The 14,093-nt window shown below is 37.5% G+C and carries 14 protein-coding genes; 5 read left to right on the top strand and 9 right to left on the bottom strand.

Annotation, left to right across the window (positions count from 1 at the left end):
* Positions 1-15 precede the first annotated feature (15 nt).
* From galE (BLT53_RS04110) to BLT53_RS04095, 4 genes are all read right to left on the bottom strand, one after another.
* Positions 16-1,005: a UDP-glucose 4-epimerase GalE gene (galE, locus tag BLT53_RS04110; protein WP_090232987.1), complete on the bottom strand. Its 990-nt coding sequence runs from the start codon at positions 1,003-1,005 to the stop codon at positions 16-18.
* A 22-nt stretch (positions 1,006-1,027) separates the two neighbouring features.
* Complete coding sequence (gene glf / locus BLT53_RS04105) at positions 1,028-2,164, bottom strand: UDP-galactopyranose mutase (RefSeq protein WP_090232985.1); 1,137 nt, start codon at positions 2,162-2,164, stop codon at positions 1,028-1,030.
* Positions 2,165-2,261: 97 nt separating this feature from the next.
* Positions 2,262-3,062, bottom strand: a complete 801-nt coding sequence (locus BLT53_RS04100; RefSeq protein WP_170834230.1) for a glycosyltransferase family 2 protein — start codon at positions 3,060-3,062, stop codon at positions 2,262-2,264.
* 36 nt (positions 3,063-3,098) lie between these two features.
* The gene (locus BLT53_RS04095) at positions 3,099-3,755 is read right to left on the bottom strand and encodes a class I SAM-dependent methyltransferase (RefSeq protein ID WP_090232982.1); all 657 of its coding nucleotides are present in this window, start codon (positions 3,753-3,755) and stop codon (positions 3,099-3,101) included.
* Positions 3,756-3,955: 200 nt separating this feature from the next.
* On the opposite strand from BLT53_RS04095, the gene BLT53_RS04090 reads away from it, so the two are divergent.
* The 5 genes from BLT53_RS04090 (at position 3,956) to BLT53_RS04070 (ending at position 9,382) form a co-directional block, all read left to right on the top strand.
* The gene (locus BLT53_RS04090) at positions 3,956-4,981 is read left to right on the top strand and encodes a sugar phosphate nucleotidyltransferase (RefSeq protein WP_090232981.1); all 1,026 of its coding nucleotides are present in this window, start codon (positions 3,956-3,958) and stop codon (positions 4,979-4,981) included.
* A 13-nt stretch (positions 4,982-4,994) separates the two neighbouring features.
* Positions 4,995-6,011 carry a hypothetical protein gene (locus BLT53_RS04085; protein ID WP_090232979.1) on the top strand — a complete coding sequence of 339 codons (1,017 nt, stop codon included), beginning with the start codon at positions 4,995-4,997 and terminating at the stop codon, positions 6,009-6,011.
* Positions 6,008-7,009, top strand: coding sequence for a glycosyltransferase (locus BLT53_RS04080; protein ID WP_090232978.1), 1,002 nt, complete (start codon positions 6,008-6,010; stop codon positions 7,007-7,009). Before BLT53_RS04085 ends, BLT53_RS04080 begins: the two co-directional genes overlap by 4 nt.
* Before the next feature lie 105 nt (positions 7,010-7,114).
* Entirely contained in the window at positions 7,115-8,404 is a 1,290-nt protein-coding gene (locus tag BLT53_RS04075; protein WP_090232976.1) for a UDP-glucose dehydrogenase family protein, read from the top strand.
* Between the two features lie 21 nt (positions 8,405-8,425).
* Complete coding sequence (locus BLT53_RS04070) at positions 8,426-9,382, top strand: NAD-dependent epimerase/dehydratase family protein (RefSeq protein ID WP_090232975.1); 957 nt, start codon at positions 8,426-8,428, stop codon at positions 9,380-9,382.
* Between the two features lie 97 nt (positions 9,383-9,479).
* On the opposite strand, the gene BLT53_RS04065 is transcribed toward BLT53_RS04070, so the two are convergent.
* The 5 genes from BLT53_RS04065 to galE (BLT53_RS04045) all read right to left on the bottom strand — a co-directional run bounded on the left by BLT53_RS04065 (position 9,480) and on the right by galE (BLT53_RS04045) (position 14,046).
* Positions 9,480-10,289: a glycosyltransferase family 2 protein gene (locus BLT53_RS04065; RefSeq protein ID WP_090232974.1), complete on the bottom strand. Its 810-nt coding sequence runs from the start codon at positions 10,287-10,289 to the stop codon at positions 9,480-9,482.
* Positions 10,290-10,304: 15 nt separating this feature from the next.
* Entirely contained in the window at positions 10,305-11,096 is a 792-nt protein-coding gene (locus BLT53_RS04060; RefSeq protein WP_090232973.1) for a glycosyltransferase family 2 protein, read from the bottom strand.
* 142 nt (positions 11,097-11,238) lie between these two features.
* A complete protein-coding gene (locus BLT53_RS04055) occupies positions 11,239-11,859 on the bottom strand; it encodes a methyltransferase domain-containing protein (protein ID WP_170834229.1) in 621 nt (206 codons plus the stop codon).
* A 39-nt stretch (positions 11,860-11,898) separates the two neighbouring features.
* Positions 11,899-12,582, bottom strand: a complete 684-nt coding sequence (locus BLT53_RS04050; RefSeq protein WP_090232970.1) for a PIG-L deacetylase family protein — start codon at positions 12,580-12,582, stop codon at positions 11,899-11,901.
* 426 nt (positions 12,583-13,008) lie between these two features.
* Positions 13,009-14,046 carry a UDP-glucose 4-epimerase GalE gene (galE, locus tag BLT53_RS04045; RefSeq protein ID WP_090232968.1) on the bottom strand — a complete coding sequence of 346 codons (1,038 nt, stop codon included), beginning with the start codon at positions 14,044-14,046 and terminating at the stop codon, positions 13,009-13,011.
* Between the last annotated feature and the right edge of the window lie 47 nt (positions 14,047-14,093).

Below are 14,093 nucleotides of genomic sequence, written 5' to 3'. Positions count from 1 at the left end.
TAATCCCCTTTCTATTCAGATTTTTTTATACCCTGTTGGATGATGTAAAAACCACTGCCATGCCGATTCAATCATATCTTTCAGGTCAAACTGCGCCTTCCAGTTAAACTCTCTTTTCAATAATTCTGCACTGGCGATGAGTGCCGGAGGATCTCCCTCACGCCTTTTTGCATATTCCACAGCTGCTTTCCTGCCGGTGATCGTTTCGCACATTTTTATGATTTCATTCACGCTTATTCCTTTTTCATTTCCTACGTTATAAATTCTGTTGGCTACCCTGTTATCCAGCAGTGCTTCAAGTGCAAGAAGGTGGGCATTGCCTAAGTCTGTAACATGGATATAATCTCTAATGCAGGTTCCGTCTTTTGTTTCATAATCATTGCCGAACACAAAAATTTTTTTCGTCTCGCCCAATAAATGTTTTAATATATTTGGAATCAAATGGGTCTCAGGTGTATGGTCCTCTCCCAATTCTCCCGAGCCAATGGCACCTGCCACATTAAAATACCGCAGAGCAATATATTTTAGTGAATAGGATGATGAAAAGTCTTTTAAAAGCTGCTCACCGATTAATTTGGTCCAACCATAGGGATTAATGGGCATTGCAGGTGTATTTTCATTTATGATTTTGCACGGTGGTTTCCCATAAACTGCACATGAAGAGGAGAAAACGATGTTCTTTACATGATATTGCACCATCATTTTCAACAGGGCTATCATTCCATTGACGTTGTTGCTATAATATTTTGCAGGTTTTTCAACCGACTCTCCTACGTACGCATTTGCAGCAAAATGCATAACTGCACGAACAGAATACTTCGAAAAGATCTTTTCTAAGTCTTTAGGATTTCTTACATCCCCATTTACAAATATTGCTTTAGAATCTATCGCTTCCTGATTGCCTGTTGACAAATTATCAATTACGATAACCTGATACTTTTTCATGATTAAAGCTTTGACTACATGACTCCCAATGTATCCGGCCCCGCCTGTCACAAGAATCATGGCAACTCCCCTATTCTCCTCTTTAATTATCCTTTTCTCTATTAATTTCTTTATCGAACAAGTGCAGTGCCCTGGCTACGATTTGGTCCATATTATAATACTTATATTCTGCCAATCTTCCGGCAAAAATCACTTTGTCTTTAATCTTTTGCGCTTCCGTTTCATATAACAAATATTTATCCCTGTGCTCTTTTTTCGGCACCGGATAATATGGGTCATTAATGCCTATTTTGAAGGCTTCCGGATATTCTCTTGCAATCGTTGTTCCCAGGATGTTCTTTTGGTGTGTTAATTTTTTAAATTCCGTAATGCGTGTAAAGTCATACTCATTTGGATAATTGATCTGGCCTGTTTCTTGAAATTCCTCTTTATTATGGAATTCAAATTCGAACCGTAAGCTTCTGTAGGGCAATGGGCCAAATTTATAGTCAAAATACAGATCGATAGGACCAGTAAAAATTAGTTTTTTATAATGAACATCTGCAATGACTTCTTTGTAGTCGGTATTTAACAATACTTTGATGTTCGGGCTGTGTAACATTCTCTTAAACATTTCAGTATATCCATGCTTTGGCATCGCTTGATATTTATCTTGAAAGTACCGATTGTCTCTGGAGATTATAACAGGTACCCGTCCAGTTACCGACGGATCCAGATCTTCGGGTTTTAATCCCCATTGTTTTACGGTATATCCATGAAATACCTTTTCATAAATGTAATCTGCGAGAGCTTTCAGCTGTTTATTTTTGTTATTTTGAAGCTGTTGTATCGTTATTTTTTCACCAATCTTATATTGATCCAACAGGGCATCTTCAATTGCTTTCGTACTGGTTGAAGGAAATAGTTGATTTAGGGAGTTGAGGTTAAAGGGAATGGGTACCATTTCTCCATCAAGCATACCAAGAACTTTGTGATAATATGGAGTCCATTCCGTATAGGTTGAAAGATAATCCCATACTTTCTTCGAATTCGTGTGAAAAATATGCGGACCAAATTTATGAACGAGAACTCCATTTTCATCAAAATAATCATAGGCATTGCCTGCAATATGATTTCTTTGTTCGACAATCAGGACCCTTTTTCCCAATATGCTGGAAATTCTTTCAGCCATTACAGAACCCGAGAAACCCGCTCCTACAATTAAATAATCGAATTTCATCTTTTCCTCCCCAGAATTGGGATTATATGCTTTATGTATGCAGTTAAGGAGTTTCCTATGTATTTTCCAAGGAAATAAAAGAAAAAAATCCTGTTTTTTATACAGGATTTTGATTTGGCAGCAGTTGTGCCAACTGCTGCCAGCCACAATATTTTCTAAAAACAGGGCGATATAAATCACCCCATTTTTTTAACGTATGATAGATGTGCCATTCAAAAACTTCATTATAAAGATCAATTTTTTTTGTGGCATTATTTGCATGCTGCCTGTAATTATAGAGCATCTCATCGATCCAGTGAATAGTAAAATGTTCAATAAGCAAGGCATCCATTCGTTTATCTTCAAGGTGACGTCCATCCCATGGATCATCGGTCGGCCATCCACCTACTTGTTTCAGAGCAGACGTTCTATAAAAACGGGGAAAAGGTACATCGTTGGATAATAAAAACTCATACCTATCACTATAAGAACGACCACCAATGCGGGGTACTTCCAATAATTTATTCCCTTCTCGATCTTCATAAACATCGGTTTTATTGCCCCAGATCAGTGCCACTTGCTCTGAAACCTTTTCTGCTTCATTTCTTAGTTTTTCAATGGTATCAATAAAAAGCCAATCATCTGCATCCAGCTTCATTATATAAGGCGTATCAATAACGGCTAGACCCTCGTTTTGTGCTTTTGACTGACCGACATTTTTTTTCAAACGAATTAATGTAACCCTGGGATCATTTAAATAGTGCTCGACAGAAGCAAGGCTTTTATCTGTGGAGGCGTCATCCACCAAAACAATTTTCCATTTATTGTACGTTTGTCTGAACACACTTTCCAACGCATCCTTTAAAAACATTCCAGGATTATAGGAAGGGATCAAAACAGTAACATCATATTTTTTCATAAACCGCTCCATGTTTTTCATTATTCTTTTCTAATCTCATAAAGACGATAACTGGTTATTGGGGTGTACTTTATTTAATAATACAGAATTTACATCTTCATAAAGAGACAACAGAACCGGGTGGTTAAATAAATATGCCTTTTTTACGAATAAAAACATATTTTGAGCATACCACCATCCAACTGTATCACTGTTCCACACCTTATCTCTTATACAGTCAATGACCAGGAAATCGTGTTTCTTAAATTTTTCTATCCAATAATCCGGCCACTGTTCGTTTACATGGTGATCACCGCCCTGATCAGGTATAGCAGCTGAAAATAATACAACCGAACCATGATTCACAAGGGATTGCACAAAAGTTTCAGCACAATGTTCAGGCAGATGTTCCGCTACTTCAAGAGACATAACCAAGTCAAATGATCTTCCTAAATTAAGAGGATTCTCCAAGTTATACGGGAAGAACTTTCTCCTCGGTATATCCAGCTGCCTTCTGTCCACATAATCACCATCAACGCCAAGAATATCTCTTATTCTATATTTCTTCTTAAATACGGTTAACCATGTTCCCGTCCCACATCCAACATCTAAAACTGATTTTGGCTGGATTAAGTCCATAACGATGGGGACAACCCCATGTGCGGATGATAATGAGTCTTCTCTTTTGCTTTTAAAGAACTCTTTCGAATACATTAATGTGCTCTCACCTCAAATAATAATCCTCTTTCTCTTTTAAATTATTCCAAAAACTACAAATTGGTTGGGCATAAAATAGATTTTATATCCTTTAGAAATTACCTATTTATGTAACGTTTTTCAGTTTAAATGCATAATGTAACATATATTTTTATGATAGATAAAATACTAATAGTCAGTCTGGTGGTGTTTTTTTATTGAAAGGATTAATTTTAGTTGCCGGAAAAGGTACAAGACTTCAGCCTTTTTCATTATCCAGGGCCAAAACCTTAATCCCAGTTGCTAATAAGCCCTTACTGGAATATTGTATTGAAAGCCTGAAAAAAATAGGCATTAACGAAATTGGCATTGTATTAAATCCTGCACAAAAAGATATTTGTGAGTATATAGATCATCGACCGGCCGACAATACTTCAATTACACTGATTTATCAGCCGACAGCAAATGGAATCGGAGATGCGGTGAAGCAAGCAGCAGATTTTTTGAAGACGGAGCCATTTATTCTTTTATTGGGAGATAACTTAATCAATGAATCGCTTTTATCCCTTAAAGAAACGATCCTGTCGAGTTCAATAAACGGTGCTGTACTGATCACAAAGGTCTCTAATCCTAGTGATTTTGGAATCGCCTATGTAGAAAACAATCAAATTATTAAAGTGGAAGAAAAACCAAGAAATTCAGCATCAAATCTTGCCATAATTGGAGCATATGCGTTTGACTCCAATGTGCTCACTGCCATTAACCATATACAGCCCTCCTCAAGGGGAGAATACGAAATTACAGACGCGATTCAGTGGTTAATCGATCATGAATATACTATCTCTTACCAAATGACTAATAAGGAGTATTCCGATGTAGGCACAATAGAACGATGGTTTGAAGCAAACCGCTGGGTTTTGGATTCCCTGAATCGATCTGTGGAGACAGCGGATCCTTCAACCACCATCAAAAACTGTAAGTTGATTCCGCCCGTTCATATTGATAAAAACTGTGTGCTGACAAATTCGACAATAGGTCCTTATGTATCTGTTTCACAGGGTGCCGTTATAGATAACTGCAGGATTCAAGACAGTATAGTTTTGGAAAATGTTCATGTAAGTGATGTATCTTCACTAATTACCCACAGTATTTTCGGAAAAGGAACAAAAATCGATAAACTGAACATAGAAAGCGCTTCCATTGAATGCCTTTTTTTTGATAACACTAAAATAATTTCAAAGTAAGGTGATGTGAAAGATGATTTTTTGTACATCCGTCTGTTTAAATCATTTGGCAAAGGCAAAGATATTGGCCAAATCACTAAAGGAGCATATGCCGGAAAGTAAATTGGTTATTTGTTTGTTAGAAAGAAACTTTCCTGCCCATTTATTGGACGACCAGGATTTTCATGAAGTGGTATTGGCTAAGGACATGGGCTTTACAAACTTTGAAACCACTATATTTAAATATAATCAATACGAAGCGGCATGTGCTTGTAAAGGACAACTTATAAAATATGTCTACAGCAAGTATAAAGATGTAGAATTCTTTAGTTATATTGATTCAGATACTCAAGTGTTTTCCCGTTTTGATGAAGTGTTTGATGCCTTTAAAACGCATTCCATTGTATTGACTCCCCATTATAATGAACCACCAAAAAACACATACACCATTTGGGGGGAAAATGCCGAAATTTTGATTCTGAGGGTCGGTATCATAAACGGTGGGTACATTGGAGTTAAACGTTCAGTGGAAGCAGAAGCATTGCTGGATTGGTGGACAGCAAGACTTGAACACTATGCTTTTAATGATGCGGAACACGGACTGTTTACCGATCAGAGATGGCTAACAGCAGCCTTAATATTGTTTGATAAAATTTATGTACTGAAACATGACGGTTATAATGTGGCATTCTGGAATATAAACCAGCGCAGCATTAGCATGAAAGATGGCGTATATTATGCTAACGGTGAACCTTTTCGATTTTTTCATTTTTCAAACATACATTATCTTCGTGATAACCTTCCAGACAATCCGTCTATATATCAAGTTGTACATCAATACATTGCTCTAATGGAAGAAAACGAAAACCTCTATCCTACCCATTTTGAATGGAGTTATAATTTTTTTGATCATGGTGAACGGATAGATGATAAATCCCGATCAGTATTTAAATATAACCCTAAACTAGATGCACATACTACAAATCCCTATTCTCTGACCAATAAAGCCATTAAACGGTTAAAACGCAGGAGGCAGGTGAGAAAACATTGATTTTCTGTACTTCTGTTTGCATGAACCACCTTGCAATGGCCAAGGCATTGGCACAATCCATTAGAAAGCATCATCCAGAATCAAAAATGGTCGTCTGTCTTATCGAAAAACACCTTCCTGTTTCTGTAGATGGATTAGACCTGTTTGATGAAATCGTTTTGGCGAAGGATATGGGATACCTTCATTTTGAACAAACCATATTTAAATATAGTCAATATGAAACAGCAGGGTTCAGCAAAGGGCAGCTTTTTCGGTATATTTTTCAAAAGTATCCAAATGAACAACATGTCGTTTACCTGGATGGAGATACCCTGGTTTTTGGACCTTTCACAGAGATTAAGGATGCCTTGCGCTTACATTCGATTGTTTTAACACCACACATTCTAAATCCCGTAACAAACCCAGCCTATTTATCTTCGGAATTAGCACTCTTATACACCGGAAATTTTAATACAGGTTTAATTGCACTTAAACGATCCAACGAGTCTTTGGAATTTTTGGATTGGTTCTGCTACCGGTTGGACCACTACTGTTATACCGATCCTCCAAGAGGGTTATACAATGAACAAAAGTGGATGGAACTTGTCCCTGTTTTTTTTGATAAAGTCATGAATGTAAAACACCCCGGATACAATGTAGCGAATTGGAATCTATTTGAAAGAAATATTACACAAAAAAACGGCACCTATCATGTAAATAACCACCCTTTACGATTTTTTCATTTTTCTGGGCTGGAGTTTATACCTGACACCCTGTATTTAATAAACAACGAAACAACCACCCACGCTATTAACATCCTGGATGACTATCAAAGATTGTTAAAGCATCATGGCCACCTGGAATTATTAAACATTCCATGGAGTTATCATTACTTTGATAACGGCAGGTTGATTAGTGATCAAATACGCACTATTTATAAAAATAATCATTTAGCACAATCTGAAATTATCAATCCCTTTAGTGAAAACCGGCGTACCTTTCAAAAATATAAAAACTAATTAAAAGGTTGAAAGCAGGAGCCGCGTTTAATTTTAGCTATAGCCGTTTCCTTTTATAGGGTAAATTCATATTTTATAATAGTTAAAATTAACGGGGGTGTTTTATTGAATGTTTTAATCATCGGGGCAGGTTATGTAGGAACAACTACCGGTTTAATATTTGCTGAATTGGGACATTCGGTAACAGTGATAGATGTTGATCAAAAGAAAATTAATGATTTGCAGAAAGGCATTCTATTTTTTTACGAACCCGGTTTAGACACGCTGCTTACTAAGCACATAGCTTCTGGAAACATTACCTTTGAAATGGATCATCAAAAAGCTATAAAAGATAATCCCCTTATTTTCATCTGTGTCGGTACTCCGCAAAATCAAGATGGAAGCGCCAATTTGGATTTTTTACGAGAAGCTTCTGAATTCATTGGTTCAAACCTGTATGAATACAAAATAATCGTCATCAAAAGCACGGTACCTGCGGGAACTTCTAAACAAGTAAAGGGGTGGATCGAATATACAAAGAAAGATCCTGTCTCTTTTGACGTATTATCCAATCCAGAGTTTTTAAGAGAAGGCAGTGCTTTACATGATGCCCTTTATCCAGACCGAATCATTCTTGGAAGTGAAAATGATCAAGCAACCGCACTCCTTCAAGAGCTATATAAGGGAATAAAGGCACCATTTATAGTGACTTCACCAAGCGCTGCAGAATTAATTAAATATACGGCTAATTCATTTTTGGCCACTAAAATTTCATTCATTAACGAAATAGCCATACTTTGTGACAAATTGCATATTAATGTGCAGGATGTCGCTAAAGGGGTTGGATTAGATATAAGAATTGGTCCATTATTTTTAGATGCTGGAATAGGCTATGGCGGATCTTGTTTTCCAAAAGATGTGCTGGCCTTAATCGATACTGCAAAGAAAAACAATGTAGATCTTTCGATTCTGGAGAAGGTTCATGCAGTTAACGAGAATCAGCCGGGCTATCTCTTAAAGAAAATAAAAACAAGATTAATCAGTTTGTCAGCAAAAAAAATTGCTGTATTGGGGCTTTCCTTTAAGGCTCAAACAGATGATATAAGGCAGTCGCCCTCCTTGAAAATCATAAAAGACTTAATAAGCGAAGGAGCAATGGTAGAAATCCACGATCCCGTTGCCAAACTCCCTGGCGATCTAATGGATAAGGTTTTTCAAAAAGCTTCTGCAGAAGAAGCTATGATAAATGCAGATGCTATCTTAATCTGTACGGACTGGCCTCATTATAAAAAGATTGATTGGCCTGATCTAAAAAATAAAATGAAATCCCCTATTGTTTTTGACGGGAGAAACATGCTCGATGCAGCTGAGATGAAATCTATTGGCTATATTTATGAAGGAATAGGCTGCGAATAATCACATGTGAGGTGATGTGCATTGGAGAAAATAATAATTACCGGGGTAGCAGGTTTCTTGGGATACCAGCTGGCAGAAACACTTTTATCTGAAGGCTGCTGCATTTTAGGAATTGATAATCTTTCTACAGGCAGGATGCAAAATATTGATAAGTTAAATGTTCATCCCAACTTCAGCTTTATAAAACATGATGTTTGCTCAGAAAACCTCTTTCAACTAAAGGAAATAACAGACATAGACCAAATTTATCACCTCGCTTCTCCCGCATCCCCCAAATACTATCAAAAATTCCCTTTTGAAACCATAGAAATCAATACCCTTGGAACAAAAAACATGTTAGAACTGAGTAAAATTCACAATGCCAAAATGGTGTTTTTAAGTACAAGTGAAGTTTATGGGGACCCAGAAATCCATCCTCAGATTGAAGATTACAGGGGCAATGTTAATACCTGGGGACCGAGGGCCTGCTATGATGAAGGAAAACGGCTTGGAGAAGTGTTCTGCTATTTATACCACAGACTCTTCGGGGTGAAGATTAAGGTTGCCCGGATATTTAACACGTATTCTGCCGGTTTGAGAAATGACGATGGCCGTGTAATCTCTAACTTTGTAAATCAGGCTTTAAAGGGAGAGGAAATTACGGTCTATGGAGACGGCTCACAGTCAAGGTCATTTTGCTATGTAGATGACACCATCCGTGCCATTAGGTTAATGATGGAAAATGATGCCGCAAATGGTGAAATTATAAATATAGGCAATCCGAATGAGATTACCGTTTTAAATCTGGCTGAATTAATTAAGGAACTGACCAATTCACCCAGTGATATTGTATTTCTGCCTCTGCCCATAGATGACCCCAAACAAAGACGGCCAAACATTGACAAGGCAAAAAAAATACTTGATTGGGAACCTGAGGTAAGCCTGGCGGAAGGATTACGAAAAACAATAAATGTTTATCTTTCCTCATTTCCCAATTAAATGAATTAAGGCATGAATTCGAAAACAACTCACTAAATAAACAGAAGGCTGTCTCATTCAGATCGTTTTCAAACGAGCCTCTTGAGACAGTCTTTTTTTAGGAATCAGTGTCCAATTTTTTGGGTAGAAGTGAGCTTAATTCAACCCAGCCGTTTTTATTTATTGAAAACTGAGGCTCAAACTTATTCCCCCATTTATTCAGCGCATAATGAATATTCCATTTAATCATTTCATTTAAAATCGCTTTCTTATTAACTGTCACATTGTTGATATGTTTTCTATAATTATAGAGCATCTTATCAATCCATTTAATTTTATAGTCTTTGATCAATAGAACATCCATGCGACGGTCCTCCAGATAACGTCCCTCGTATGGATCATCCGTTGGCCACCCTCCTACTTTTTTAAGTGCAGATGTCCGGTAAAAACGGGGATACGGAATGAAATTTTCCAGCAAAAATTCATAGGGATCGTCAAATGAACGACCCTTTATATCCAGAATCTTATATACCACTTCACCTTCCATATTTTCAATGATGATGGTCTTTTTACCGCAGATCAAAGCTACCTCATCGGATAGACTTTTTGCCTCATTCATCAGAATTTCAAGTGTGTCAGGAAAAAACCAGTCATCACTGTCCAGCATCATAGTAAAAGGAGTATCTATTTGCTCTAAACCAGCGTTTTGAGTTTTGGACTGTCCTAAATTTTGTTTGTTTTTTAAAAGGAATATACGGGGGTCAGATAGATAATCTTGTATCGTTGATAAACTGTCATCCGTCGAAGCATCGTCCACGATGACCATTTTCCAGCCGTGATATGTCTGGTTCAATACACTCTCTACTGCATTTCTTAAATACTTGCCAGGGTTATACGAGGGGATTAAGACCGTTACTTTTTCGTCCATGTTCACCGCCCCTTCCTATTCAATCCGCTTTAACTTTTTAACTACTCTCCAACCACCCCTGATTGTCTTAAATACTGGTTCATATTCATTTCCCCACCGGTGAAGAGCATCGCGAACGATCCACTCTACAGCCTCTTTGTATACGTCTTTTTGATGGGTGGAATTTGTGGCATGTATTCTATAATTTAATATAGTCTGCGGTATATAGTAGAAGCGGTATTCTCCGATGAGCCGTAAAAACATACGGAGATCTTCTGCATGCCTGCCATTAAACGGGTCATCGGTTGCCCATCCACCCATCTTCTTTATTAATGCTGTCCGGTAAAACTTTGGCCAGGGAATATAATTAGAAAGCAACAGCTCATATTTTTCCTGCTTGGTATTGTCCCATTGATTAGAAACATATCTGTACTTTTTTTTATTTTTGATTTCAGTCACTTCCATAACATCGCCAACGATCAATGCTACTTCTTCAGATAAATTCCTTGCTGTATGCATTAATACATCCAATGTGTTTTCCGGAAGCCAGTCATCAGCGTCTAATTGCAAAAAGAATTCTGTATTTATTTTTGCAAGCCCCCTGTTTTGTGACACCGATTGGCCTGCGTTTTTTTTATTCCGGATAAGTGTAATTCTTTGATCTTCCAATAGATCCGCAGCATGGGACAAACTTTCATCTGTTGATGCGTCATCCACTACAATAATTTTCCAAAAGGGGTACGTTTGATTAAATACACTTTCCAACGCTTCTCTTAAATAGATTCCTGAATTAAATGAAGGTATTAAAACGGTCACTTCTTTATCCAACTACTTAAACACCTCCTAAAATTTATAATATCCTGTAAATGAAAATATTCCTTGTTATTTTATATGCACTTTATCCCTTCCTGATTGTACTGATGTTTGTATCAATAAAAAAAAGAGCAATTCTTATCTGCTCTTATCATCGTTATTTTTTAACTTTTGCGGTTAGAATCACCTGATAATGGTCATCCTTAATGCCTAAAATGGCTTCAGGGATTTCATGAATTGCCAAACCGTCAAGAAATGCTTTTGCTACAGCTACATTGCCAAATACATCAATTTCTATCCTTTCTTCATCAACAAGTTCATTCAACAGCATTCTTAATGAAGTATCAGTAAGTCTCCAATAGTCTCCATGAAAATCTGTTCGGCAGCTAGCGCTTAAACCAGAAGTCGTTAACAGCAATGTTCCCCCTGGTTTTAACGCGTTGAATGTATGCTTTAATGCCATTTTAATATCATAAATGACATGTATGACCTGGGTAAGAATAATACAATCAAAAACACCTTGGGGAATATTTTCTCCTGTTGCCAAGTCACCAACAATCGTTGCTTCAGGTGAAGAGATGAGGTTCAGCACATCGCTTTTTGTAACATTATCTCCATAGGTCCTTGTATAAAAGTTATCTCCTATTTCAAGAACATGTCCTTGTATCTCTCTACGGTTATTTTCTAAAAATCTCTCGATGTAAAATCGATCAATAGGTTTTCCCCTGTCGAAACCAAAATTTCTGCTTTTGGGTCTTATTGAATAGTTATTCAGCAAAAGCCCCTCCTTAATGACTCTTTTAATCCTTGCATGATGCTAGAAAAGCTGTGCACGTAAAATATAATACTTCTCAGCATATTGGCACCCGATCTCCATCCCTCTTTTTTCTGCCCATTTCTTTATGCTTTCTGGTGAAATAAGATGTTGGGACTCACGGATTTGGGAAACATGCAACTTCATTGCTTCTACCTTCATTTCTATTTTTTCCCTAAGATCCAAGTAAAGTTCACCGGCATTGTTAATTCGAGGATACTGCCAGACGATTAAAGGGTATTCATACATAGCAATTAACTTATAATTTTGATTCGGCTGCGGCCTTAAGCTGGCCATGCAGGCATGAAAAAGCGCCTTATGATCCTGATGAAAACTTGGATAGGGGATGAAAACCATTGAGGGTTTAAACCTGATCAAGATGTCATCAATTTTTGATACTAATTGTTTTTGCGGAATGGTGTCCAAAATCCCTTCTTTGTCTTCAAACATTACTTCATAATCCCCACAACCTAGTAATGATAAGGCATCGGACAATTCCTTTTTTCTAATATCAGCCGTCACTTTCATTCCAGAATGAATGAATGTTGTGTCTCCTAATGCTGCAATGACAACTTTCACTTGATTTCCTAACCCGCATGCTCTTTCAATCAATCCTCCACAGCCCAATACCTCATCATCAGAGTGAGGCGCTATGATTAATATCCGTTCATTCCCAGCGTTAAGCATCGCACACCCCCGAAACCTAAATACGTCGTATTAGTTTAATCTATTCACCAACCACGGGGATGTATAGGCAAAAACCACGATTATCCATTACAAATTGCATTTTAGTAAGTAGAGATCAAACCATGACCCTGAACAAATTATCGTTAAAAATCAACCCCTGTTGTTTTAACTCCTCATAAACTCCTAATAATTTATAACAGTTAAGAAAAATTACTGCATCCCTCTTAAGGAGCAATCGCAATCAAACTACCATTAGCCTGGTTAGTCCCTAAATTTAAGCAATAAGCTGCCCTTTGATTTTTTATCTAAATGCATAATCTTTTATTGACACATGAATGTCATAGGATCGATCAGTAAAATACGTTTTATAGCCTTTTCAACATAGCTTTCAGCATTGTAAACTGCCATTATAATTGAAACTAGCATTCATTCTTCTTTAACTGGTTGTTTTTTATTATTGAAGCCATAAAAATTGTTCTTCTGCCATTTCCAAGCATCAGCACACATTTCATCAAGACCCTTTTGCGCTTCCCAGCCGAGTACTCTCCTGGCTTTAGCAGGATCTGCATAACTAACAGCAACGTCACCAGGACGGCGGTTCACGACTTTATAAGGTATCTTTTGTCCAGTTACTCTTTCAAACGCGGCGATCATTTCCATCACACTGTATCCTATTCCAGTCCCAAGATTATAAGCTTCCACACCATTTCCAGCCAACACTTTTTCTAAGGCTTTTAAGTGTCCCTTTGCCAGGTCTGTGATATGGATATAATCCCTGACTCCTGTACCATCTTTAGTATGAAAATCATTTCCAAAGATATTAACTTCCTTTAATCTCCCGATAGCAACCTGTGTAATATACGGTGTTAAGTTGTTTGGGATTCCGCTCAGGTCCTCCCCGATCCGGCCGCTTTCATGTGCTCCAACGGGATTGAAATATCGCAGGATAGCAATGCTCCATTCTTTATCTGCAACATACAGATCTCGAAGTATTTCTTCCATCATAAACTTCGTCCTGCCATACGGGTTGGCGGGACCAAGCGGTGCATCCTCTGCTATTGGCATTTTTTGGGTTGTACCATAGACCGCAGCAGAAGAACTAACCACCATGTTTTTTACACCAAACTGCTGCATGACCTCACAAAGCACAATCGTGCCTATTACATTATTTCGATAATAATCAAGAGGCTTTTCAACCGACTCTCCAACTGCTTTTAATCCGGCAAAGTGAACGACACCATCAATTTTATTCTCAGTAAAGACCCTTTCAAGTTCCTTTTTCTCTACAAGATCCACGTGTTCAAATTTAAAATTTCTGCAGGCGATCTCCATTACCCGGTTCACTGATTCTCTTTTACTGTTAGACAAAGTATCTAACACGACAATGTCATAGCCTTTCTTTAAAAGTTCAACACACGTATGTGTGCCAATATAACCTGCGCCTCCAGTAACTAAAATGGACATGCTGCTGCCTCCATTTCCAAGACGATTATTACACATTCTCATCCATG

The sequence above is a fragment of the Fictibacillus solisalsi genome (assembly GCF_900103485.1).
GTDB classification, from domain to species: domain Bacteria; phylum Bacillota; class Bacilli; order Bacillales; family Fictibacillaceae; genus Fictibacillus_C; species Fictibacillus_C solisalsi.
The sequence above is the reverse complement of the archived record's forward strand: the minus strand, read 5'-3'. Positions and strand labels throughout refer to the sequence as shown.